The 24,463-nt window shown below is 52.7% G+C and carries 21 protein-coding genes; 13 read left to right on the top strand and 8 right to left on the bottom strand.

Annotated elements, in window-relative coordinates:
• The first annotated feature begins 11 nt into the window (after nucleotides 1-11).
• From atpA to ACFX4U_RS08935, 4 genes are read left to right on the top strand one after another with little or no spacing between them, the layout of a single operon-like run.
• Nucleotides 12-1,553, top strand: a complete 1,542-nt coding sequence (atpA, locus tag ACFX4U_RS08950; protein ID WP_131412997.1) for a F0F1 ATP synthase subunit alpha — start codon at nucleotides 12-14, stop codon at nucleotides 1,551-1,553.
• Between the two features lie 50 nt (nucleotides 1,554-1,603).
• Complete coding sequence (atpG, locus tag ACFX4U_RS08945; protein WP_017458047.1) at nucleotides 1,604-2,467, top strand: F0F1 ATP synthase subunit gamma; 864 nt, start codon at nucleotides 1,604-1,606, stop codon at nucleotides 2,465-2,467.
• Between the two features lie 26 nt (nucleotides 2,468-2,493).
• Nucleotides 2,494-3,876, top strand: coding sequence for a F0F1 ATP synthase subunit beta (gene atpD / locus ACFX4U_RS08940; protein ID WP_017458048.1), 1,383 nt, complete (start codon nucleotides 2,494-2,496; stop codon nucleotides 3,874-3,876).
• Nucleotides 3,877-3,896: 20 nt separating this feature from the next.
• Nucleotides 3,897-4,316 carry a F0F1 ATP synthase subunit epsilon gene (locus ACFX4U_RS08935; protein ID WP_017458049.1) on the top strand — a complete coding sequence of 140 codons (420 nt, stop codon included), beginning with the start codon at nucleotides 3,897-3,899 and terminating at the stop codon, nucleotides 4,314-4,316.
• Nucleotides 4,317-4,651: 335 nt separating this feature from the next.
• Here ACFX4U_RS08935 and ACFX4U_RS08930 read toward each other — a convergent pair whose 3' ends face one another.
• On the bottom strand, nucleotides 4,652-6,769 hold the full coding sequence (locus ACFX4U_RS08930) for a right-handed parallel beta-helix repeat-containing protein (protein WP_313510807.1): 2,118 nt from the start codon (nucleotides 6,767-6,769) through the stop codon (nucleotides 4,652-4,654).
• A gap of 343 nt (nucleotides 6,770-7,112) precedes the next feature.
• Between ACFX4U_RS08930 and glmU the strand changes: the two genes are divergently transcribed.
• From glmU to phoU, 8 genes are all read left to right on the top strand, one after another.
• Nucleotides 7,113-8,483: a bifunctional UDP-N-acetylglucosamine diphosphorylase/glucosamine-1-phosphate N-acetyltransferase GlmU gene (gene glmU, locus ACFX4U_RS08925; RefSeq protein ID WP_313510805.1), complete on the top strand. Its 1,371-nt coding sequence runs from the start codon at nucleotides 7,113-7,115 to the stop codon at nucleotides 8,481-8,483.
• 207 nt (nucleotides 8,484-8,690) lie between these two features.
• Entirely contained in the window at nucleotides 8,691-10,520 is a 1,830-nt protein-coding gene (gene glmS, locus ACFX4U_RS08920) for a glutamine--fructose-6-phosphate transaminase (isomerizing) (RefSeq protein WP_305737534.1), read from the top strand.
• Between the two features lie 66 nt (nucleotides 10,521-10,586).
• A complete protein-coding gene (locus tag ACFX4U_RS08915) occupies nucleotides 10,587-11,165 on the top strand; it encodes a hypothetical protein (protein ID WP_305737535.1) in 579 nt (192 codons plus the stop codon).
• Between the two features lie 272 nt (nucleotides 11,166-11,437).
• The gene (pstS, locus tag ACFX4U_RS08910; RefSeq protein ID WP_305737536.1) at nucleotides 11,438-12,478 is read left to right on the top strand and encodes a phosphate ABC transporter substrate-binding protein PstS; all 1,041 of its coding nucleotides are present in this window, start codon (nucleotides 11,438-11,440) and stop codon (nucleotides 12,476-12,478) included.
• A 123-nt stretch (nucleotides 12,479-12,601) separates the two neighbouring features.
• Nucleotides 12,602-13,561: a phosphate ABC transporter permease PstC gene (gene pstC, locus ACFX4U_RS08905; RefSeq protein WP_017458058.1), complete on the top strand. Its 960-nt coding sequence runs from the start codon at nucleotides 12,602-12,604 to the stop codon at nucleotides 13,559-13,561.
• Nucleotides 13,561-14,451 (top strand): phosphate ABC transporter permease PstA, encoded by an 891-nt coding sequence (gene pstA, locus ACFX4U_RS08900; RefSeq protein WP_200551099.1) that lies wholly within the window; start codon nucleotides 13,561-13,563, stop codon nucleotides 14,449-14,451. Before pstC ends, pstA begins: the two co-directional genes overlap by 1 nt.
• A gap of 46 nt (nucleotides 14,452-14,497) precedes the next feature.
• Nucleotides 14,498-15,271: a phosphate ABC transporter ATP-binding protein PstB gene (gene pstB / locus ACFX4U_RS08895; RefSeq protein WP_017458060.1), complete on the top strand. Its 774-nt coding sequence runs from the start codon at nucleotides 14,498-14,500 to the stop codon at nucleotides 15,269-15,271.
• A gap of 69 nt (nucleotides 15,272-15,340) precedes the next feature.
• Nucleotides 15,341-16,066 carry a phosphate signaling complex protein PhoU gene (gene phoU, locus ACFX4U_RS08890; RefSeq protein WP_017458061.1) on the top strand — a complete coding sequence of 242 codons (726 nt, stop codon included), beginning with the start codon at nucleotides 15,341-15,343 and terminating at the stop codon, nucleotides 16,064-16,066.
• A gap of 34 nt (nucleotides 16,067-16,100) precedes the next feature.
• Here the strand turns inward: phoU and ACFX4U_RS08885 are convergent, their stop codons facing one another.
• From ACFX4U_RS08885 to yieH, 3 genes are read right to left on the bottom strand one after another with little or no spacing between them, the layout of a single operon-like run.
• Nucleotides 16,101-17,003 (bottom strand): ADP-ribosylglycohydrolase family protein, encoded by a 903-nt coding sequence (locus tag ACFX4U_RS08885; protein WP_313509747.1) that lies wholly within the window; start codon nucleotides 17,001-17,003, stop codon nucleotides 16,101-16,103.
• 24 nt (nucleotides 17,004-17,027) lie between these two features.
• Complete coding sequence (cbrC, locus tag ACFX4U_RS08880) at nucleotides 17,028-17,615, bottom strand: PF03691 family colicin E2 tolerance protein CbrC (protein ID WP_017458063.1); 588 nt, start codon at nucleotides 17,613-17,615, stop codon at nucleotides 17,028-17,030.
• A 26-nt stretch (nucleotides 17,616-17,641) separates the two neighbouring features.
• Complete coding sequence (gene yieH, locus ACFX4U_RS08875; protein WP_305737538.1) at nucleotides 17,642-18,307, bottom strand: 6-phosphogluconate phosphatase; 666 nt, start codon at nucleotides 18,305-18,307, stop codon at nucleotides 17,642-17,644.
• A gap of 169 nt (nucleotides 18,308-18,476) precedes the next feature.
• On the opposite strand from yieH, the gene ACFX4U_RS08870 reads away from it, so the two are divergent.
• Nucleotides 18,477-19,814, top strand: a complete 1,338-nt coding sequence (locus ACFX4U_RS08870) for an NCS2 family permease (RefSeq protein WP_313509741.1) — start codon at nucleotides 18,477-18,479, stop codon at nucleotides 19,812-19,814.
• A 37-nt stretch (nucleotides 19,815-19,851) separates the two neighbouring features.
• On the opposite strand, the gene ACFX4U_RS08865 is transcribed toward ACFX4U_RS08870, so the two are convergent.
• The 4 genes from ACFX4U_RS08865 to yidC form a co-directional block, all read right to left on the bottom strand.
• Entirely contained in the window at nucleotides 19,852-20,418 is a 567-nt protein-coding gene (locus ACFX4U_RS08865) for an NADPH-dependent FMN reductase (protein WP_020455851.1), read from the bottom strand.
• 19 nt (nucleotides 20,419-20,437) lie between these two features.
• On the bottom strand, nucleotides 20,438-21,181 hold the full coding sequence (locus tag ACFX4U_RS08860; protein ID WP_313509736.1) for a hypothetical protein: 744 nt from the start codon (nucleotides 21,179-21,181) through the stop codon (nucleotides 20,438-20,440).
• Between the two features lie 197 nt (nucleotides 21,182-21,378).
• The gene (mnmE, locus tag ACFX4U_RS08855) at nucleotides 21,379-22,743 is read right to left on the bottom strand and encodes a tRNA uridine-5-carboxymethylaminomethyl(34) synthesis GTPase MnmE (protein WP_065369725.1); all 1,365 of its coding nucleotides are present in this window, start codon (nucleotides 22,741-22,743) and stop codon (nucleotides 21,379-21,381) included.
• A 72-nt stretch (nucleotides 22,744-22,815) separates the two neighbouring features.
• Entirely contained in the window at nucleotides 22,816-24,462 is a 1,647-nt protein-coding gene (gene yidC, locus ACFX4U_RS08850) for a membrane protein insertase YidC (protein WP_065369724.1), read from the bottom strand.
• Between the last annotated feature and the right edge of the window lies 1 nt (nucleotide 24,463).

Raw genomic sequence — 24,463 nt, 5'->3', positions numbered from 1 at the left:
GGGACTGGAGCATGCAACTGAATTCCACCGAAATCAGCGAACTGATCAAGCAGCGCATTGCTCAGTTCAGTGTTGTGAGCGAGGCTCACAACGAAGGTACTATTGTTTCTGTAAGCGACGGTGTTATCCGCATCCACGGCCTGGCCGACTGTATGCAGGGCGAGATGATTTCTCTGCCGGGTAACCGTTACGCTATCGCACTGAACCTCGAGCGCGACTCCGTAGGTGCGGTTGTGATGGGTCCGTACGCTGACCTCGCCGAAGGCATGAAGGTTAAGTGTACTGGCCGTATTCTGGAAGTTCCGGTTGGCCGTGGCCTGCTTGGCCGTGTGGTCAACACCCTGGGCGCGCCGATCGACGGTAAAGGTCCGGTTGATAACGATGGCTTCTCGCCAATCGAAGTTATCGCCCCGGGCGTTATCGATCGTCAGTCCGTCGATCAGCCGGTACAGACGGGTTATAAATCCGTTGACGCCATGATCCCAATCGGCCGTGGTCAGCGTGAATTGATCATCGGTGACCGTCAGACCGGTAAAACCGCGATGGCAATCGATGCGATCATCAACCAGCGCGATTCCGGCATCAAATGCGTATACGTCGCTATCGGCCAGAAAGCCTCTACCATTTCTAACGTGGTACGTAAGCTGGAAGAGCACGGCGCACTGTCCAACACTATCGTTGTTGTGGCAACCGCTTCTGAATCTGCTGCACTGCAATACCTGGCGCCGTATGCCGGTTGCGCAATGGGCGAATACTTCCGCGACCGCGGTGAAGATGCGCTGATCGTATACGATGACCTGTCTAAACAGGCAGTCGCTTACCGTCAGGTTTCCCTGCTGCTCCGTCGTCCGCCAGGACGTGAAGCATTCCCGGGCGACGTATTCTATCTCCACTCTCGTCTGCTGGAGCGCGCATCCCGCGTTAATGCTGAATACGTTGAAAACTTCACCAAAGGTGAAGTGAAAGGTAAAACCGGTTCTCTGACCGCGCTGCCGATCATCGAAACCCAGGCGGGTGACGTTTCTGCGTTCGTTCCGACCAACGTAATTTCTATTACCGATGGTCAGATCTTCCTGGAAACCAACCTGTTTAACTCCGGTATTCGTCCGGCGGTTAACCCGGGTATCTCCGTATCTCGTGTGGGTGGTGCAGCTCAGACCAAGATCATCAAGAAACTGTCCGGTGGTATTCGTACCGCACTGGCGCAGTATCGTGAACTGGCGGCGTTCTCTCAGTTCGCTTCCGATCTGGATGAAGCGACCCGTAAACAGCTGAGCCACGGTCAGAAAGTGACTGAGCTGCTGAAACAGAAACAGTATGCCCCTATGTCTGTTGCACAGCAGGGCCTGGTGCTGTTCGCGGCTGAGCGCGGTTACCTCGAAGATGTGGAACTGGCGAAAATCGGTAGCTTCGAAGCCGCTCTGTTGGCTTTCGCTGACCGTGATCACGCTCCGCTGATGCAAGAGATCAACCAGTCCGGTGGCTATAACGACGAAATCGAAGGCAAGCTGAAAGGCCTCCTCGATTCCTTCAAAGCAACCCAATCCTGGTAACGTCTGGCGGCTTGTCTTAGGGCAGGCCGCAAGGCATTGAGGAGAAGCTCATGGCCGGCGCAAAAGAGATACGTAGTAAGATCGCAAGCGTCCAGAACACGCAGAAGATCACTAAAGCGATGGAGATGGTCGCCGCTTCCAAAATGCGTAAATCGCAGGATCGCATGGCGTCCAGCCGTCCTTATGCAGATACCATGCGCAAAGTGATTGGTCACCTTGCAAACGGTAATCTGGAATATAAGCACCCATACCTGGAAGAACGCGACGTTAAACGCGTGGGCTACCTGGTGGTGTCGACCGACCGTGGTCTGTGCGGTGGTTTGAACATTAACCTGTTCAAAAAACTGCTGGCGGATATGAAAGCATGGTCCGATAAAGGCGTTCAGAGCGAACTCGCGATGATCGGCTCTAAAGGCGTCTCTTTCTTTAATTCCGTAGGTGGCAACGTTGTCGCTCAGGTGACAGGTATGGGTGATAACCCGTCCTTGTCAGAACTGATCGGCCCGGTAAAAGTGATGTTGCAAGCCTACGACGAAGGTCGTCTCGACAAGCTTTATATTGTTAGCAACAAATTTATCAACACTATGTCTCAGGTTCCGACCATCACTCAACTGCTGCCGTTACCGGCTGCAGAAGATGAAGAGTTGAAGCGTAAATCCTGGGATTATCTGTATGAACCTGATCCAAAAGCGCTGCTGGATACTCTCCTGCGTCGTTATGTTGAATCTCAGGTTTACCAGGGTGTTGTGGAAAACCTGGCCAGCGAGCAGGCCGCACGTATGGTGGCGATGAAAGCCGCGACCGACAATGGCGGCAGCCTGATTAAAGAGCTGCAGTTGGTATACAACAAAGCTCGTCAGGCCAGCATTACTCAGGAACTCACCGAAATCGTCGGTGGTGCATCCGCGGTATAACCAGGTTAATTCGTAGAGGATTCATGATGGCTACTGGAAAAATTGTCCAGGTAATCGGCGCCGTAGTTGACGTCGAATTCCCTCAGGATGCCGTACCGCGCGTGTACGATGCTCTTGAGGTTAAAAATGGTAACGAGACGCTGGTGCTGGAAGTTCAGCAGCAGCTCGGCGGCGGTATCGTACGTACCATCGCCATGGGTTCTTCCGACGGTCTGCGTCGTGGTCTGGAAGTTAATGACCTTGCGCACCCGATCGAAGTCCCGGTAGGTAAAGCAACACTGGGTCGTATCATGAACGTGCTCGGTCAGCCGATCGACATGAAAGGCGACATCGGTGAAGAAGAGCGTTGGGCGATTCACCGCGCGGCACCTTCCTATGAAGAGCTCTCCAGCTCTCAGGAACTGCTGGAAACCGGCATCAAAGTTATCGACCTGATGTGTCCGTTCGCTAAGGGCGGTAAAGTCGGTCTGTTCGGTGGTGCGGGCGTAGGTAAAACCGTAAACATGATGGAGCTGATCCGTAACATCGCGATCGAGCACTCCGGTTACTCTGTGTTTGCTGGCGTGGGTGAACGTACTCGTGAGGGTAACGACTTCTACCACGAAATGACCGACTCCAACGTTCTGGATAAAGTATCGCTGGTTTACGGCCAGATGAACGAGCCGCCGGGAAACCGTCTGCGCGTTGCGCTGACCGGCCTGACCATGGCTGAGAAGTTCCGTGACGAAGGTCGTGATGTTCTGTTGTTCGTCGACAACATCTACCGTTATACCCTCGCCGGTACTGAAGTATCCGCACTGCTGGGCCGTATGCCTTCAGCGGTAGGTTACCAGCCGACGCTGGCGGAAGAGATGGGCGTTCTGCAGGAACGTATCACCTCCACCAAAACCGGTTCTATCACCTCCGTTCAGGCGGTATACGTACCTGCGGATGACTTGACTGACCCGTCACCAGCCACCACCTTTGCGCACCTTGACGCAACCGTGGTACTGAGCCGTCAGATCGCGTCTCTGGGTATCTACCCGGCCGTTGACCCGCTGGATTCCACCAGCCGTCAGTTGGATCCGCTGGTTGTTGGTCAGGAACACTACGACACCGCGCGTGGCGTACAGTCTCTGCTGCAACGTTATCAGGAACTGAAAGACATCATCGCCATCCTGGGTATGGATGAGCTGTCTGAAGAAGACAAACTGGTGGTAGCTCGCGCACGTAAGATCCAGCGCTTCCTGTCCCAGCCGTTCTTCGTAGCGGAAGTATTTACCGGTTCTCCGGGCAAATACGTTTCCCTGAAAGACACCATCCGTGGCTTTAAAGGCATTATGGAAGGCGAATACGATCACCTGCCGGAGCAGGCGTTCTACATGGTTGGTTCCATCGAAGAAGCAGTGGAAAAAGCCAAAAAACTTTAACGCCTTAATCGGAGGGTGATATGGCAATGACTTACCACCTGGACGTCGTCAGCGCAGAGCAACAAATGTTCTCTGGTCTGGTCGAAAAAATCCAGGTAACGGGTAGTGAAGGTGAACTGGGTATTTTCCCGGGTCACGCACCGCTGCTCACCGCCATTAAGCCTGGTATGATCCGCATCGTAAAACAGTTCGGTCATGAAGAGTTTATCTATCTGTCCGGCGGCATTCTTGAAGTGCAACCGAGCAGCGTGACCGTTCTGGCTGATACCGCTATTCGTGGCCAGGATCTCGACGAAGCGCGAGCCCTGGAATCGAAGCGTAAAGCAGAAGAGCACATTAATAGCTCTCACGGTGACGTGGATTACGCTCAGGCGTCTGCGGAGCTGGCGAAAGCCATCGCGAAACTGCGTGTTATCGAGTTGACCAAAAAAGCGATGTAACACCGGCTTGAACGTTAAAAAGCCAGTCTGGTTTCCAGGCTGGCTTTTTTTATGGCTGCGTTCCAGTAAATATGAAACTGAAAGTGTGTTTTATTATTTTGTGATGTAAGTCACAAAATGTTGATCGGTTAAAAAATGAGGCGTAGACTCTTTTTTGTGAAGTTCATCACATAAAATAACCTTCAGTCAAAGCAGGAAACCATTATGAAACTGATCAACAAAATCATCGCTCTCTTCAGCAACATGAACATCTCTTTCGGTACGTTCAATCATTAATTGCTGATATGCCGAGTGGCGCCACGCTTACCGTTGTGTGATAAGCGAGCGCCATCTGGCTACATCTTCAGTTCCGCCAGCACTGCCCCGCTATCCAGCACTTTTCCTTCGTTGTTCACGCTCTGCCCTTTCTCAATAAAATAATTCGTTTCATCAATATTTCCGACTACCGCATCGTCATAGCGACCCGGCGCACTGCGCACGGATCTGTTGTTGGTGAACTTCCCTTGAGCAGACGCATCACCGTAGGGGCTTGGGCGGAAAATAAAGTTAAACCGTTGATTATCCGCAGCGATATTGTTCTCTACCACCAGCGCGCCAGGGTTAAAGTTGTCGGTGAAACCGTCCAGATGGTTAGCAATCGCTTTACTGTTCCGCACCTGATGTGCGACTGGCTGCCCTTCTCCCCCCAGTTTGAAACCGTTGCTGGTATTGTTGCTGGCAATAGAATTCTCGATCACCACAACACCGTTCCCGCCGTCCTCAATCTTGTTAAACAAATCAAAACCGTCATCGATATTGTCATGTGAGTAGCATCTCTCCAGGCGGTTCCCGTCACCGACGCGCATCTTCACCGCGAAACCGTCAGCGTTAATTTTGCCTGGATCTTCATTCCCCCATGACTCAGCATCGATCACGCGGTTATGGCTCGCCCACAACGCGCGACCAATGTTTTCCGGTGAGGAGATTTGAATGCCGGTATCATCATTACGCCAGGCGACCACTTTTTCGATCACGTTATGACTACCCTGCACGCGCAGGCTCTTGTCGGTAACTTCAATGCTTTTGATATGCCAGTAGCTGGCATCAACCAGTAAACCGTGGATCACCGCTTTGCCATCGGCTTGCAGCGTTTTTGGTTTATCACGTAAGCCGCTGGCAGTGAGTGGGATTTCTGCCCGGGCATAATCTCCGGCTTTCAGGTTAATTGTCCCGCCTGGCGGCAGCAGAGAGATTGCTGTCGGCAAATCCAGAGGCGATGCAGCGGTGCCTTCACCATCCGCTTTACCATCGGCTGCGGCATACAGAGTAGAAGCCATCGTTCCGGCAACCCTTTCGACAGTGAATGTCTGCGAGATGGGAGTGGTGTCTTTGCCGCTTGTCGGCGTAAAGGTCAGTGCAAAGGTGTTCTCTGTCGACAGGCGGGTTGGCAGAGTATACATTTCACCCGCTTTCACCGGTTTTTCATTGCCGATCACCACTTCGTTCTGCCGAACGCTAAACAAGCCATCATAATTAGCGCGTGCCTGCACCGTGTAGGCTTCGCCAATGCTTTGTGTGGGCGAGGCCATTTGTACGACAACCGGCAACGGCTTAGCCTGCCAGGGCTTCGAGTCGATGGTCTGGGCTTTGCTGGTGGTCAATGTGGCATCGCTGACCACGATTTTGGCGTTACGTGAGGCAAAAAAACCCACGTAATAGTGATCCTTATTCTGCACCGAAATCAAATTGGCGCGCGGCACGCTGCGGCTGACCCATTGATCACTGCCCTGCGGTGCCCATGCGCTGATAAAACCGTCATTGGTACGTTCTAATTTCAGGCGGAAGGTTGGCGTCTGGCGAAGATCAACCTCTTCCTGATAACTCTGTTTCGAGATCGTGGCGCCGGCGTTCCCCCACGGTTGGCTGATCCCCTCGCGGGTAATCACTTGCATCTTCACGCGGAAATTATCTTTTTTATCCTGCGTCATAATGGCGTTCATCACCATATTCGATGCCGCCGGAAACTCTTCATAACCCTCTTTCAGCGGCTGCTGGCGCGGAGCACCTATCACGTCTCGTACCAGCAAACCTGCACCTTCCTGCGCGGCGGGTTTTGCGCCGTTTTCCGGACCGAACTGTTCGACAGTAATGGTCGCCTGTAAGACAAAATTTTCGTTACTGGGAAGCTGTGTATAAAAAAACGTCAGCCCGTCGTGGGAATTGGCAATTTTGCCGCCACGGCTTTCAAGAGTGATCGGATTGGTTAACGTTGCCTCATCCGCGACAGAGAGCTTTTTACCGGCGATGGTGACATCATTGACACCTATTTTTTCCGGTAACACATTCGATGAGAAATTCACGTCGGTAGATTGCCCGAAAGCAATAGCTTTCCAGACAGGGGCTGTTGCAGCCAACGCAGGAACGGAAATAAGTGAACTGCAAACTGTTAGGGCCAGAGGTATTTTATAATTCATTCTATTCTCCTGATTGATAATTACCCGCCATTATCATCAAGATGAAACGCTGTTTCTTTTTTGTTCGTCACACTCTTTGATGATTAAAACACTGTTTTGTTTTTGTGCGATCTTTATTCAGGATGAAAATAATGGCTAACCCATTGTATGAATTAGCACCATCAGGATAGGGCGCTATTTTTCAGCGGCAAACTGATTTACTCTGCGCACCAAATAGCCTTTAAATGGCCTATAACAGCGGAACTTGAGCGTTTCGTCGGCAACCCATTTCATGCTACAAAATATGTAGAATTTTCAACGCGAAAGAGGTTTACTTCTTTCCCAAAATAGAGTCAGGACGCATATGTTGAACACAAAAATGAGTGTGGTGATCCTTGCTGCGGGCAAAGGCACACGCATGTATTCCGATCTTCCCAAAGTGCTGCATACGCTTGCAGGGAAAGCGATGGTTCAGCATGTCATTGATACTGCAACTTTTCTTGGCGCGAACCACGTTCATCTGGTGTATGGCCACGGCGGCGATCTGCTCAAAAAACGCCTTTCTGACGATAAACTCAATTGGGTTTTACAAGCTGAACAGCTGGGGACTGGCCATGCGATGCAGCAGGCTGCACCGTTCTTTGCGGATGACGAAGATATTCTTATGCTCTACGGTGATGTGCCGCTAATTTCGGTGGAAACACTGGAACGTCTGCGTGCTGCAAAACCGCAAGGCGGGATCGGTTTGTTAACTGTGGTTCTGGATGACCCTTCTGGATATGGCCGCATCACGCGCGAAAACGGCGTCGTGACGGGTATTGTTGAGCAGAAAGATGCCAGTCAAGAGCAGCGTAAGATTAATGAAATCAACACCGGTATTTTGATCGCTAATGGTGGCGATATGAAACGCTGGCTTAGTAAGCTCACCACCAACAATGCCCAGGGTGAATACTACATCACCGATATCATTGCGCTGGCTTATCAGGAAGGGCGTGAAATCGTCGCAGTGCACCCGCAGCGCCTGAGCGAAGTGGAAGGCGTTAATAATCGTCTTCAGTTGTCACGCCTGGAACGCGCTTACCAGTCTGAACAAGCCGAAAAATTGCTGCTGGCAGGTGTTATGCTGCGCGATCCTGCGCGTTTCGACCTGCGCGGTACGCTGGAGCACGGGCGGGATGTTGAGATCGATGCTAACGTCATCATTGAAGGTCACGTTAAGCTTGGTGATCGCGTGAAGATCGGTGCCGGTTGCATTCTGAAAAACAGCGAAATTGGCGACGATTGCGAAATCAGCCCGTATAGCGTTGTGGAAGATGCTCGTCTGGAAGCGGAATGTACCATCGGGCCTTTTGCGCGTTTGCGCCCGGGTGCTGAATTGCTGGTTGGCGCGCATGTCGGCAACTTTGTGGAAATGAAAAAAGCGCGTCTGGGAAAAGGCTCGAAAGCCGGGCATCTGAGCTATCTGGGCGATGCGGAGATTGGCGACAACGTGAACGTCGGCGCAGGCGTTATCACCTGTAACTATGACGGCGCGAACAAGCATAAAACCACCATTGGTGACGATGTGTTTGTTGGTTCTGATACGCAGTTGGTGGCACCTGTCACGGTCGGTAAAGGTGCGACGATTGCCGCCGGTACGACGGTAACGCGCAACGTTAACGAAAATGAACTGGTTTTAAGCCGCGTGCCGCAGGTGCAAAAACAGGGCTGGCAGCGTCCGGTGAAGAAGAAGTAACGATTTCAGGGACGAGGGGAAAGATTATTCCCCCGCCCAAATGCAGTACCTATAAAAATAACCCCACTCTCTACAAGGCTCGGGGAGTCCGGTAATCGGACACTTACACTCAATAATTCGCGTTGTACAAAGGCAGCGTCGAAGAATGACGTGTAAACAGGTTGACCGACAACAAAAGGCATAATGCCAAAATCGGAATCAAAAAATATGTGTGGAATTGTTGGCGCAGTCGCGCAACGTGATGTAGCTGAAATCCTTCTCGAAGGCCTTCGTCGTCTGGAATACCGTGGTTATGACTCTGCTGGTCTGGCAGTGGTTGATGCACAAGGTCACATGACCCGTCTGCGTCGTCTCGGTAAAGTGCAGATGCTCTCTCAGGCAGCGGAAGAACATCCTCTGCACGGTGGAACCGGTATTGCGCACACCCGCTGGGCAACACACGGTGAACCGTCGGAAGGGAATGCGCATCCGCATGTTTCTGACCATATTGTTGTGGTGCATAACGGCATCATCGAAAACCATGAACCGCTGCGTGAAGAGTTAAAAGCACGCGGTTATGTGTTTGTTTCTGAAACGGATACCGAAGTTATCGCGCATCTGGTGCATTGGGAACTGGAGCAGGGCGGCACGCTGCGTGAAGCTGTGCTGCGCACGATCCCGCAGTTACGCGGTGCATATGGCACGGTTATTATGGATACCCGCGATCCTAACACGCTGCTGGCAGCGCGCTCTGGCAGCCCGTTGGTTATCGGTCTGGGCATGAGCGAAAACTTTATTGCATCCGATCAACTGGCGTTGCTGCCAGTTACCCGCCGCTTTATCTTCCTCGAAGAGGGCGATATCGCTGAAATTACTCGTCGTAGCGTGACTGTTTTCGATAAATCTGGCGCGCAGGTTAAACGTCCTGATATCGAATCTAATCTGCAATACGACGCTGGCGATAAAGGCATTTACCGCCATTACATGCAGAAAGAGATCTACGAGCAGCCGAACGCCATCAAAAACACCCTGACCGGCCGTATCAGCCATGGCGAAGTGGATTTGAGCGAACTGGGGCCGAATGCCAACGAATTGCTGGCGAAAGTTGAGCATATTCAGATTGTTGCCTGCGGTACGTCTTACAACTCCGGTATGGTTTCCCGTTACTGGTTTGAAGCGCTGGCAGGTGTTCCGTGCGATGTCGAAATCGCTTCTGAGTTCCGCTATCGCAAATCTGCGGTACGTCGCAATAGCCTGATGATCACGCTGTCGCAGTCTGGTGAAACGGCGGATACGCTGGCGGCACTACGCTTGTCGAAAGAGCTGGGTTATCTGGGGTCGCTGGCAATTTGTAACGTTCCGGGTTCCTCACTGGTGCGCGAATCCGACCTGGCGATGATGACCAAAGCCGGTACGGAAATCGGCGTTGCATCAACCAAAGCGTTCACCACTCAGCTCACCGTGTTGCTGATGCTGGTGGCGAAACTGAGCCGCCTGAAAGGGCTGGATGCGGCCATTGAGCACGATATCGTTCATGGTTTACAGGCGCTGCCGAACCGCATTGAGCAGATGTTGTCGCAGGATAAACGCATTGAAGCGCTGGCAGAAGATTTCTCCGACAAGCACCATGCGCTGTTCCTTGGCCGTGGCGATCAGTATCCGATCGCGCTGGAAGGCGCGCTGAAGCTGAAAGAGATCTCCTATATTCACGCTGAAGCCTATGCCGCAGGTGAACTGAAACATGGCCCACTGGCGTTGATTGATGCCGATATGCCGGTAATTGTCGTTGCGCCAAACAATGAACTGCTGGAAAAACTGAAATCCAACATCGAAGAAGTTCGCGCCCGTGGCGGCGTGCTGTATGTCTTTGCCGATCAGGATGCCGGTTTCACCAGCAACGACAATATGCACATTATCGATATGCCGCATGTAGAAGAGGTGATTGCGCCAATCTTCTATACCGTGCCGCTGCAATTGCTGGCTTACCACGTTGCGCTGATCAAGGGCACCGACGTGGATCAGCCGCGTAACCTGGCGAAATCGGTTACCGTGGAATAAGGTCTTAAGCTTGTCATAGTGTAGAAAGAGGTTGCCTGATGGCAGCCTCTTTTTTTAAGGATATACATGGGATTGTTGGAAAAAATGGCGGGTGCGAGATTGTATGCACTTATCTATTATTGCCGGGGCGTTGATGCGGGAATCGCGGGTCGCAAGCTGGCGCAATTGAAGCTGGCTGCAGAGGCATTTAAAGAGATGCCAAAGGCCTATCCGGCAGGCAGAGGCGGGATGACATTTTATGGCAGCGTAACGGTCGTGTTTTATGCCTTGTTACTGAGCTATGTCTGCCTTGCGCTGACGGTGAAAACCGCCATTGGCGGCCTGGGTTTCATCGTCGGTGTCGCGGTATTTTTTATCCTGGTCGTGGCGCTTATCGGCATAGAAAAAGGGCGCACGCTCTCCTTAAAATTATTTCTGGCTGTCTGGTTGTTGTTATGTGTTTGCAACGTGCCAGTGGCAGGATGGCTTCTCATTGTTCCGTTTTCCACACTGTCTCTGGTTTTTTGGGGGATTGGTATTGTTCTGTTATGGCTTACACGAAAAGTGATGAACGGGCCGGAACTCACGAAATTAGTGCAGTGGCGTATATCGCTTAAAATCGCTCAATTCCGGCGTCAGGCGTTGACGCAATCGAAGCGTAAATAAAGTGATAAACGGTGGCTTTTTCTCGCGTTTTGTTAGGACTTCTTGTCAGATTCAGCTACGTTTTTAATGTCATAAAACTAAAATTTTTCTGACATCTTATCGTCATCAGCTTTTTTATCTCGCTGATAAATCATCCTACATTCATTAAATCTGACCGTAATTCGTTGCTGTCATCAAACAGTAACAATCATTGCATATAACTGTCATCAAAGTGTCCTATTTTGCTCATCGTAGCCACTAAACAACGATTTACGATTCTTGCAGGAGACATTATGAACGTTATGCGTACCACTGTCGCAACTGTTGTCGCCGCGACCTTTTCTCTGAGTGCATTTGCTGTAAACGCAGCTGCCAGCCTGACAGGCGCGGGCGCAACTTTCCCGGCGCCGGTGTATGCCAAATGGGCTGATACCTACCAGAAGGAAACAGGTAACAAGATTAACTACCAGGGTATTGGTTCTTCTGGTGGCGTTAAACAAATTACTGCTAAAACTGTTGATTTCGGTGCGTCCGATGCCCCGCTGGCTGATGACAAACTGGCTCAGGAAGGCCTGTTCCAGTTCCCGACCGTGATCGGCGGTATCGTACTGGCAATCAACGTCCCGGGTGTTAAATCCGGTGAGCTGGTGCTGGACGGCAAAACCCTGGGTGATATCTACCTGGGTAATATCAAAAAATGGGATGACGCGGCTATCGCCAAACTCAACCCAGGCCTGAAACTGCCTTCACAGAACATCGCTGTGGTTCGCCGCGCTGATGGCTCCGGCACCTCCTTCGTTTTCACCAGCTACCTGGCGAAAGTGAACGAAGAGTGGAAATCTAAAGTCGGTTCTGGTTCTACCGTTAACTGGCCGACCGGCCTGGGCGGTAAAGGTAACGACGGTATCGCCGCGTTCGTTCAGCGTCTGCCGGGCTCTATCGGTTACGTTGAATATGCTTACGCTAAACAGAACAACCTGACCTACACCAAGCTGCTCTCTGCTGATGGTAAAGCGGTTAGCCCGACGGAAACCAGCTTCTCCAACGCGGCTAAAGATATCGACTGGAGCAAGTCTTTCGCGCAGGATCTGACTAACCAGAAAGGTGCGGATGTGTGGCCAATCACCTCCACCACGTTCATTCTGGTGCATAAAGAGCAGGCTAAACCTGAACAAGGCGCTGAAGTGCTGAAGTTCTTTGACTGGGCTTACAAAAAAGGCGGCAAACAAGCTAACGACCTTGACTACGCAACTCTGCCGGATGGCGTTGTTGAACAAGTTCGTGCTGCCTGGAAAGCCAACGTGAAAGACAGCAGCGGTAAAGCACTGTACTAAGCACACGTTTTTGAAGAACATGGCGGATGGCGCTTACACCATCCGCCTTACAGATCTTCTGTAGGCCGGCAAGCGCAAGCGCCTGCGGGCAAATTCGTAAGACGTTAAACTGAAGAGTAATTTATGGCTGCAACCAAGCCGGCATTTAATCCCCCGGGTAAAAAAGGCGACATGTTATTCAGCGCACTGGTAAGACTGGCTGCGCTGATTGTGTTATTGCTGCTCAGCGGCATTATCGTGTCCCTGATTTTTTCCTCATGGCCAAGCATTCAGAAGTTTGGTTTTTCTTTCCTGTGGACCAAAGAGTGGGATGCACCGAATGACGTCTATGGGGCGCTGGTACCGATTTATGGCACCATTGTTACCTCGGTCATTGCATTGCTTATCGCGGTTCCGGTGAGTTTTGGTATTGCACTGTTTCTGACGGAGCTGTCGCCAAACTGGCTGAAACGTCCGCTGGGTATTGCTATTGAGCTGCTGGCGGCAATCCCGAGTATCGTTTACGGCATGTGGGGGCTGTTTATTTTTGCTCCGCTGTTCGCGACTTACTTCCAGGAACCGGTGGGCAATGTCCTTTCCAACATTCCTTTTGTCGGCGCGCTGTTTTCCGGCCCCGCATTTGGTATCGGCATTTTGGCCGCCGGGGTGATCCTCGCCATTATGATTATTCCGTACATTGCGGCGGTCATGCGCGATGTATTCGAACAAACACCCGTGATGATGAAAGAGTCGGCCTACGGCATTGGCTGCACCACCTGGGAGGTTATCTGGCGTATCGTGCTGCCATTTACCAAAAACGGGGTGATTGGCGGCGTGATGCTGGGGCTGGGGCGCGCACTGGGTGAAACCATGGCGGTGACCTTTATCATCGGTAACACCTATCAGCTCGACAGTGCTTCACTGTTTATGCCTGGCAACAGTATTACTTCCGCGCTGGCGAACGAGTTCGCCGAAGCCGAATCGGGCTTGCATGTCGCGGCATTGATGGAACTGGGGCTTATCCTGTTCGTGATCACCTTTATCGTATTGGCCATTTCTAAATTTATGATCATGCGCCTGGCGAAAAACGAGGGGGCACGCTAATGGCTACGCTTGAAATGCAAAGCACCGCACAGCTGGCTGAATCGCGCCGTAAAATGCAGGCGCGCCGCCGTCTGAAAAACCGTATTGCCCTGACATTGTCGATGGCGACCATGGCCTTTGGTCTGTTCTGGTTGATCTGGATCCTGCTGTCGACGGTTACGCGCGGTTTTGACGGGATGTCAGTGGCGATGTTTACCGAAATGACGCCGCCGCCAAATACGGCAGGCGGTGGCCTGGCTAACGCCCTGGCGGGCAGCGGCCTGTTAATTCTCTGGGCGACGGTTGTCGGTACGCCGCTGGGTATCATGGCTGGGATTTATCTGGCGGAGTATGGTCGTAAATCCTGGCTTGCTGAAATTATTCGTTTTATCAACGACATTCTGCTTTCAGCACCTTCGATCGTGGTCGGCCTGTTCGTTTACACCATTGTCGTCGCGCAGATGCAGCACTTCTCTGGCTGGGCTGGTGTGATTGCGCTGGCGCTGTTGCAAGTGCCGATTGTCATCCGTACCACGGAAAACATGCTGAAACTGGTGCCGGACAGCTTGCGTGAAGCGGCTTATGCGCTGGGAACACCGAAGTGGAAGATGATTTCCGCGATTACCCTGAAAGCCTCGGTTTCCGGGATTATGACCGGTGTTCTGCTGGCCGTCGCGCGCATTGCGGGTGAAACGGCGCCGCTGCTGTTTACTGCGCTCTCCAACCAGTTCTGGAGCACAGATATGATGCAGCCTATCGCTAACTTGCCGGTGACGATTTTTAAATTCGCGATGAGCCCGTTTGCCGAGTGGCAGCAACTGGCCTGGGCCGGGGTGCTGATCATCACTCTTTGCGTACTGTTGTTAAATATTCTGGCGCGCGTCATTTTCGCGAAGAGTAAACACGGTTAATTTTTGCGACGCGGCGAAAGCGGCGTCGAGTTGAGGAAAGAGATAAATGAGTATGGTTGAAACGACGCCGGGCAAGATTCAGGTTCGCGATTTGAACTTCTATTACGGCAAATTCCATGCATTGAAAAACATCAGCCTGGATATTGCCAAAAATCAGGTGACGGCATTTATCGGGCCGTCGGGCTGCGGTAAGTCCACGCTGCTGCGTACGTTTAACAAAATGTTTGAGCTTTATCCTGAGCAGCGCGCGGAAGGCGAGATCCTGCTGGATGGCGACAACATTCTGACTAACACGCAGGATATTGCGCTGCTGCGCGCGAAAGTGGGGATGGTGTTTCAAAAGCCAACGCCGTTCCCGATGTCGATTTACGACAATATCGCGTTCGGTGTGCGCCTGTTTGAGAAGCTTTCACGCCCGGATATGGACGAGCGTGTGCAGTGGGCTTTGACTAAGGCCGCATTATGGAACGAAACCAAGGATAAACTGCACCAGAGCGGGTACTCTCTTTCTGGTGGTCAGCAGCAACGTCTGTGCATCGCCCGCGGCATCGCGATCCGCCCGGAAGTACTGTTGCTTGATGAACCCTGTTCCGCGCTCGACCCGATCTCAACCGGTCGTATTGAAGAGCTGATTACGGAACTGAAACAGGATTACACCGTTGTTATCGTAACGCACAACATGCAGCAGGCGGCGCGCTGTTCCGATCACACGGCATTTATGTACCTCGGTGAGTTGATTGAGTTCAGCAATACAGATGATCTGTTCACGAAGCCGAAGAAGAAGCAAACGGAAGACTACATTACCGGGCGCTATGGTTGATTTGCCGAGTCGTAAAGGTCTCAGCAACCCTGTTACAACGTGAAATCTGTCGGGCATTTGGAGTGCACCATGGACAATCTCAACCTTAACAAACACATTTCCGGGCAGTTCAACGCTGAGCTGGAAAGCATTCGCACTCAGGTAATGACCATGGGTGGAATGGTGGAGCAGCAGCTTTCTGATGCGATCACCGCCATGCACAACCAGGACAGCGAGCTGGCAAAGCGCGTTGTTGAGGGCGATAAACAGGTCAATATGATGGAAGTCGCCATTGATGAAGCCTGTGTGCGTATCATCGCTAAGCGTCAGCCGACGGCGAGCGATTTACGTCTGGTGATGGCAATTATCAAAACCATCGCTGAGCTGGAACGTATTGGCGACGTGGCGGATAAAATCTGCCGTACCGCGCTGGAAAAATTCTCCCAGCAACATCAGCCGCTGCTGGTAAGCCTTGAATCGCTGGGCCGTCACACCGTGCAGATGCTGCATGACGTGTTGGACGCTTTCGCCCGTATGGATCTGGACGAAGCGGTGCGTATCTACCGCGAAGATAAAAAAGTGGATCAGGAATATGAAGGCATTGTGCGTCAGTTAATGACCTACATGATGGAAGATTCCCGCACCATTCCGAGCGTACTGACCGCGCTGTTCTGCGCCCGTTCCATCGAGCGTATCGGCGACCGTTGCCAGAATATCTGTGAATACATCTTCTACTTCGTGAAGGGGCAGGATTTCCGTCACGTTGGTGGAGACGAACTGGATAAGCTGCTGGCGGGAAAAGACCCCAAAGAGTGATGTGAAAACCCCCTCAGCGACGAGGGGGGTTTTTTCAGGCCGATTTTGCCAGCAGTTTTCTTGCCAGCGTATCAATATCCTCGTACTGCCAGAGTTTGTCGCGCCACGTTTGTGGAATGCCGCTTATCCCGTAAAACGCGCCAGCAAGTTGCCCGGCAATGGCGGCAGTCGTATCCGCATCATCGCCCAGATTGGTTGCCAGCAGGATGGTTTCTTCAAAATCGTTACCTTTGGCGAAACACCACAGCGCAGCTTCCAGGCTCTGCACGCAGTAACCGGTACCAAAAATCTCCGCCCGCGTTTTTTGCAGATAGCGACCTTCAGCGATATGGCGCAGGTTTTCTTGCTCCGGCAACTGCGCGATGTCCGTCAGCGTTTCCCGCTTACTTTTGCCCTGTAAGGCATTCATAAGCTGTTGCGCGAACAGACGGCAGCTGGCGAGTGCTTCCGGCGCGGCGTGCGTAGTGCGTGAAGAGGCTTGTGCATATTCCAGCACTTGCGCTTGATCCGGAAAGAACCACAGCACCACAGGCGCCAGACGCATCAGCGAGCCGTTGCCGGCCGTTCGCGGGTTGCTGGAACCGGCAAACGGTTCGCCATCATTGGCGAACTTCTGCAGCGCGCTGGCAACGGTCATGCCGATATCAAAACAGTGACCCGTAGAGCTTAAATAGCCCCACTTCCACCAGTTCAGATAACGGTTCATCTGATCCTTTGCGTCAAACCCGTTACAGGTGACCAGACTTTCCGCAAGGCACAGCGCCATTGACGTATCGTCAGTCCACTGCCCGGCCTGTAAATGAAACGGGCCGCCACCTTCCATCCCGGTCACGGGTGGAAAGGAGTCCTTCGCGCTGAACTCCACTGTGGTACCAACCGCATCTCCTGCGGCCAGCCCAAGCAGGCTACCCTGATAACGTGCAAGTAATTCAGACATCTGTTGTGCTCCTGTCGCTCTCCATCAGGAGAAATCGGCCCACAGCCGCAGTTTCCCACAATGCAGACAGCGGAAGAGATAACCCTGGCAATCACCGCCGTCGAGCAGGTATTCGGGTAGCTTCTCGTAATCAATGCCAAACGCATCGCAGTCGGCCTGCAGATCGGCAAATTGGTCCAGCTTGTCGGCAATCTCTTTCCAGCCAACGTAACCCTCGAAGGCGCAAAAATCATTACAGTGCGCCAGCCAGAACTCCTGCTGCCAGCCACAATATCCCGGCGTTCTTTCGGTTAATTCAATCACGCTGGCTTCCGGCCAGGGATTTTTAAAGCCGGTAAATTCGCCTTCGTCGTCGAACTCGCTTTCTATACCCTCCAGAGAGGATTCATCCTGAAAGCTGCCGCCAAATTTCTCTGCGGCTGCACCATCTGCAATACACCATGGGCAGAGATAGTCGACATCTTGCTGGGTATAGAACGGATTAGTGTAGTAGACATTGGTCGGCTGCTGACAGCAGGCGCAGGTGACCGTTTTGTCTTCAGAGAACACTCCGGTTTCCAGAGGCTGCGGGTGATACTTAAATACCGGTAGAGGGCGATGTGTCTGGGCCATAAAAACATCCTGTTTAGTGGTTTAGATTAACGCGTAACATGCCACCCGCGAGCGCGCCACAGCTCTGGCAACTGCGCCAAATCAGTGAACGTAGTCACTTTTGGGTGGTCGATGGGTTTGTTATGCGGATCGGCGCAGAAGTAAAATACTTCCATCCCTGCCGCGATACCAGATTGCGCCCCGGCGGTGGAATCATCCACCAGAATACAGTTTGCCGGATCGACATTAAGCGCTTTAGCTGCATGGTACATTATCGCCGGATCGGGCTTCCAGCGTTGGATGTCATAGCCGCTAAACAGTTTTTCAGGAAAGTGATGTAGCATTCCAAGTTTGCCCAAAGAGTGTTGCATTTTGCTGACTGGGCCATTAGAAACGACGCACATAGGAATATCCACCGCGTCCAGCAATGCATTCGCGCCGGCAATCACTTCCAGCTCGCTGTCAAACAGACGCGCCACTTCTGCGCGATACACCGGCTCCAGCGCGCTTTTATCCAGCGGTTTACCGTACTCCTCGCCGATAACATCGATGATTTCATACAGTTTCATGCCCTTAAATCGTTTAAAAACTTCGTCCAGATCGAGCGAAATACCAAACGCTTCAAACATATGCACGTACGCGCGGGAACAAATTACTTCACTGTCGACCAGGGTGCCGTCACAGTCGAAAAATACCGCTTCAATGTGGGACATGCCGTTTCCTGTTTTATTGCAAGTTTAACGTTTACTTAACGCAGATTACGGGACGCAATCGTTGCCGTATAAGCAAATTCAATGAAAAAAAGTGTGTGATAACCGTCAACATTGTCTCATTTTGGTATAGGATAGCGACGAATTTTCCCTCCTATTCCGGAAATTGATAATGAGCCAACAACACACTACCCAGGCTTCAGGCCAGGGGTTGCTTGACCGCGTGTTTAAACTGCGCGAGCACGGTACTTCGGCACGCACCGAAGTGATCGCCGGTTTCACGACGTTTTTGACGATGGTGTATATCGTTTTTGTTAACCCCCAGATTCTGGGCGTCGCCGGAATGGATACCAGCGCAGTATTTGTGACAACTTGCCTGATTGCCGCTTTTGGCAGCATTTTGATGGGGCTGGTGGCGAATTTGCCGGTCGCACTGGCTCCGGCCATGGGTCTGAATGCTTTCTTTGCGTTCGTGGTGGTTGGCGCGATGGGCCTCTCCTGGCAAATTGGCATGGGGGCGATTTTCTGGGGGGCGGTCGGTCTGCTGTTGTTGACCATTTTCCGCGTCCGTTACTGGATGATTGCCAATATCCCGGTGAGCCTGCGTGTTGGTATTACCAGCGGTATTGGTTTGTTTATTGGCATGATGGGGCTGAAAAACGCCGGTGTTATCGTCGCCAACAAAGACACGCTGGTGAGCATTGGCAACCTGACGTCTCACAGTGTCCTGCTGGGTGTGCTCGGTTTCTTTATCATCGCGATCCTGGCGTCGCGCAACATTCACGCCGCAGTGCTGATTTCTATTGTTGTGACAACGCTGCTGGGCTGGCTGATGGGTGATGTGCAGTACCACGGCATCGTTTCCGCACCGCCGAGCATTGCGTCTGTTGTCGGCAACGTTGACCTGGCCGGTTCGTTTAACATCGGTCTGGCTGGCGTGATCTTCTCGTTTATGCTGGTAAACCTCTTCGACTCTTCCGGTACGCTGATTGGCGTGACGGATAAAGCCGGGCTGGTGGATGAGAGCGGCAAATTTCCGCGCATGAAGCAGGCGCTGTATGTAGACAGCATATCTTCGGTTGCCGGTTCGTTTATCGGCACCTCTTCCGTGACGGCATATATCGAATCATCTTCTGGCGTGTCTGTCGGTGGGCGTACCGGCCTGACCGCGGTGGTGGTTGGCCTGCTGTTCTTGCTGGTTATCTTCCTGTCGCCGCTGGCGGGCATGGTTCCGGCGTATGCCGCTGCAGGTGCGCTGATTTATGTTGGTGTGCTGATGACATCCAGCCTCGCGCGCGTGAAGTGGGAAGATATGACAGAAGCCGTACCCGCGTTTATCACTGCGGTGATGATGCCGTTTAGCTTCTCGATTACCGAAGGTATCGCGCTCGGCTTTATCTCTTACTGTGTGATGAAGATTGGCACCGGTCGTTTGCGCGATCTGAGCCCGTGTGTGCTGGTGGTTGCGGTGCTGTTCCTGCTGAAAATCATCTTTATTGACGCGCATTAATCTTTCTCCCTCTCCCGCAAGGGAGAGGGAGTTACCACTACCGCTTAACGCGCTGAATATAATCACCAAAAGCCGTTAGCTGCCCGGTCAAATGGTCGAGCGTACTTTGATCAACCACTTCTCCCGTTTGCTGATCCACCTTGTTCTGGATCACGCCGCCCATAAACTCCGGCTTGTTCATCACCATCGCATCGAGGAACACCAGGATCTGACGCAAATGATACTGGCAGCGTGCGCCGCCAATCGCACCCATTGAACTGGTCTGAATCAAAACGGGTTTTCCGGCCAGCGGTTGCTCAGGCAGACGCGATAGCCAGTCGATGGCGTTCTTCAGGCCACCAGGCACGGAGTAGTTATACTCTGGAGTCACAATGACCACGCCATCCGCTGCGCGGATTTGTGCCGCGATCGCTTCCACGCTTTGCGGGAAACCCTCTTCTTGCTGGATATCCGCGTCATACAGTGGGATATCAGCAATGGAAGGCAACGGCGTCACTTCCATTCCTGCCGGAGCAAGTTTCGGTAATGTGCGTGCAACCATGGCATTAAATGAGCCTTTGCGCAGGCTCCCTAGAAGTGTCACAACCTTGAGTTCAGCAGACATGATGACTCCTGTGTAGGGATCAATTAAGGATCAGGGCTTTTTCTGCCGGCAGGCTGGTGAAGCGCATTAAGCGGGATGCGGGATCGTTAGCGCGTGTTTGCACATCTGAAAGGTAACGCCACCCTTTTTGACTGTCGAATTCCCAGATCTTCAGGCTTTCGATTGCCGGACTCACCGCGACCGACCAAATCAGCACATCTTCCGCGTCACACATCACTTCCACCTGCGACAGCTGCGCGGCGCGAAGACGCCCGGATCCTGGCAATAACTGTAGCTGGCCCGGTTCATCCTGCATCTGGTGCAGCAATTTCATTACGCTCTGGCGTATGGTCAAAAGCTGGGTTTGCGCTTCGTTAGCATCGTTTTGGTTGTTGATCCACAACTGTTCATTATTGGTGAACGTGTGTTTATGCCCATGCGGGCTATGGAAACTGCGCGTTGCGCGCTGTAGCTCCATATCCAGCCCGCATTCGCCTTCGGTAGTGATCGCCACACCGACCATGTTCCCGGCATACGCCAGTGAGAAGTGCGGCAGGCTGTTGTCGACAAACCTCGGTCTTCCGCTTGGCTCAACTTCTATTTCCGGCAGTTCACTCGCGCCGTAAAGCATAAACAGCATCTCGGCGAGTAACGCGCGGGAAGCGAGAAAGCGTGAGCGGCGATGTTCTGGAAGCTGGCGCGCCGTATCGTGGCAGGTTAGTGGTAACCGGGTAGAGATGAGATGCCCTTCTGACAGGATCCCTCTTGCAAAGTGCGTCGCCATTTTTCTCTCCGTGATAATGGTCTGAGTTGATCGAATCGATAATCAATATTATCGCCCATACTGCATAGGTTTTAATGCGGAAATTCGCATCTGAAAAGTCCTAATGGGGATATTTACACTTTCTTTCGCTGATCCGAAACACTTTAGGAAAATCCACCGTAATAACACAAACGGCCGTTAAAACGGCCGCCATGTCATTACTTACCAATACAGAAACTTGAGAAAATTCGCCCCAGCAAATCGTCTGAGGTAAATTCGCCAGTGATTTCACTTAAGTTTTGTTGTGCCAGGCGTAACTCTTCGGCAAGCAGTTCACCCGCCCACGCACCTAACAGCTGCGCTTTGCCCTGCTGCAGATGCTCTGCAGCCGTTTCCAGCGCTTGTAAATGACGACGACGCGCGAGGAAGCCGCCCTCCATGCTGGTATCAAAACCCATACTCTGTTTAAGATGCTGACGTAACACATCCACACCTTCACCGGTTCGTGCCGACAGACGAACAAGTGAGTGATTATTCACTTCACTAAGACCCAGCGGTTCGCCAGTCACGTCGGCTTTATTGCGCACCACGGTAATCGGTAGTTTCGCTGGTAAACGGGCAATAAAATCAGGCCAGATCGCCGCCGGGTCAACGGCATCGGTAGTGGTGCCATCCACCATAAACAGCACACGGTCGGCTTGCTCGATCTCCTGCCAGGCGCGTTCGATACCAATGCGCTCCACTTCGTCGCTGGCTTCGCGCAGCCCGGCGGTATCAATGATATGCAGCGGCATACCATCAATATGAATATGTTCGCGCAGCACGTCGCGAGTGGTACCGGCGATATCGGTGACGATTGCCGCTTCGCGCCCGGCCAGTGCGTTCAGCAGGCTCGATTTCCCGGCATTTGGGCGTCCGGCAATGACGACCTTCATCCCTTCGCGCAGCAGGCTACCCTGACGCGCTTCGGCGCGTACGGCGTCCAGATCGGCGATAACGTTATTCAGTTGCGCTTCAATTTTGCCATCGGAGAGGAAATCGATCTCCTCATCCGGAAAGTCAATTGCCGCTTCGACGTAGATGCGCAGGTGAGTGAGTGCTTCCACCAGATGATTCACGCGCGCGGAAAACGCACCCTGTAATGAGTTAACCGCCGAACGCGCCGCCTGTTCAGAACTGGCGTCAATCAGGTCGGCAATCGCCTCGGCCTGCGCCAGGTCGAGCTTGTCATTAAGGAATGCGCGCTCAGAGAACTCGCCAGGATTGGCGATACGCAGCCCTGGCAGCGTCAGGATGCGTTTTAACAGCAGATCGAGGATCACCGGGCCGCCGTGGCCTTGCAGCTCCAGCACGTCTTCACCAGTGAAAGAATTCGGGCCGGGGAACCACAGTGCAATGCCCTGGTCCAGCGCGGTGCCGTCGACATCCATAAACGGCAGATAGTCGGCATAACGTGGTTTCGGGAGCTTGCCCAGCACCGCTTGCGCTACATCGCGTGCCTTGCTGCCTGAAATACGCAAGATGCCCACGCCACCGCGTCCCGGTGGGGTTGCCTGGGCGACAATCGTGTCGTTGTGGTTCATGGTTTATTTTCCGAAATCTCAAAATAAGAAAGGCGGTCAGTTGACCGCCTTCCGTAGAGCTATGACTTACTGTCAGGAGCTTTTCTTCTCGCGGCTATGCAAACCACGTTTCTCCAGACCACGGTAAATCAGCTGCTGCTGAATGATGGTCACCAGGTTGCTGACGATATAGTACAGCACCAGACCTGACGGGAACCACAGGAAGAACACCGTGAAGATGACCGGCATAAAGGTCATGATCTTCTGCTGCATCGGGTCGGTCACGGTGGTCGGCGACATCTTCTGAATGAAGAACATCGTTACGCCCATCAGGATCGGCAGGATGTAGTACGGGTCTTGCGCGGACAAGTCGTGGATCCACAGGGCGAACGGCGCGTGGCGCAGCTCAACGGAACCCATCAGCATATAGTACAGCGCGAGGAAGATTGGCATCTGAATCAGCAGCGGGAAACAGCCACCCAGCGGGTTCACTTTCTCCGCTTTGTACATCGCCATCATTTCCTGGCTCATACGCTGTTTGTCATCGCCTAAACGCTCACGCATCGCCTGAATTTTCGGCTGCAGCATGCGCATTTTCGCCATGGAGGTGTACTGCGCTTTAGTCAGCGGGTACATGATGCCACGTACGATAAAGGTGATGGCGATGATGGCGAAGCCCCAGTTGCCGAGGAAGCTATGGATCCATTTCAGCAGCTTGAACAGCGGCTGAGAGATGAACCACAACCAACCGTAATCCACGGTCAGATCCAGATGCGGTGCCGCAGCAGCCATTTTGTCCTGAATCTCTGGACCTACCCACAGGGTGCTGTTTAGCGCGGTAGTTTGACCCGGCTGAACAATCACCGGCTGGGATTTGTAGCCGATAGCGGCCACGCCATTACCCAGATTGCTGGTGTAGAAGTTATTGGCACTGTTGCTGTTCGGGATCCACGCGGTAGCGAAATATTGTTGCAGCATTGCAACCCAGCCGCCATTGGAGCTGACGTTCAGGTTTTCGTTATCGGCGATGGTGTCGAATTTGTATTTCTCATACTTCGCGTCTGGCGTGGAGTACGCCGCGCCACGGAAAGTATGCAACGCAAAGTTGCTGCTGCCGGTATCACGATGAGTCGGCAAATTGATGGATTGCTTCAGCTGACCGAAGGCTGCCACTTCCAGCGGTTTTTCGCTGGCGTTCTGCACGTTATAGCCGACGTTCACCGTGTATTCACCGCGTTTCAGGGTGAAGACTTTGGTGAAGGTATTGCCAGCCGCATCGGTGTAGGTCAGCGGGATAGCCAGCTCGTTCTGACCATCAGCCAGCACAAACGCATCTTTTTCCACGTTATACAGCGGACGTGGGCCATTCGCCGGATTATCCGGGCCATCACGACCTGTCAGGCCGCTCTGCGCCTGATAGATAAACTGCGGGGTGGTTTCCAACAGCTGGAACGGCTCGCTGGAACCCAGCTCTTTTGGGTAAGCCGGAAGCAGTGCCTGCTCAACATCACCACCACGGGTGTTGATGGTCAGCTCGAGCACATCGGTTTTAACCGTAATCAGTTTCCCCTGGCCACTGGCCGGAACGCCCTGGTCGGCTGCGTTACCCGCTGCGGTGGTCGTAGTCTGCGTGGTCTGCTGCTGCGCCGGAGGAGGATTTTTATCCTTCTCCCACGTTTGCCAGATCATGAAAGACACGAACAACAAAGCGATGATAAAAAGATTGCGTTGCGAATCCATC

It is taken from the genome of Kosakonia sp. YIM B13588 (genome assembly GCF_042788165.1).
Lineage (GTDB): Bacteria > Pseudomonadota > Gammaproteobacteria > Enterobacterales > Enterobacteriaceae > Kosakonia > Kosakonia sacchari.
The sequence above is the reverse complement of the archived record's forward strand: the minus strand, read 5'-3'. Positions and strand labels throughout refer to the sequence as shown.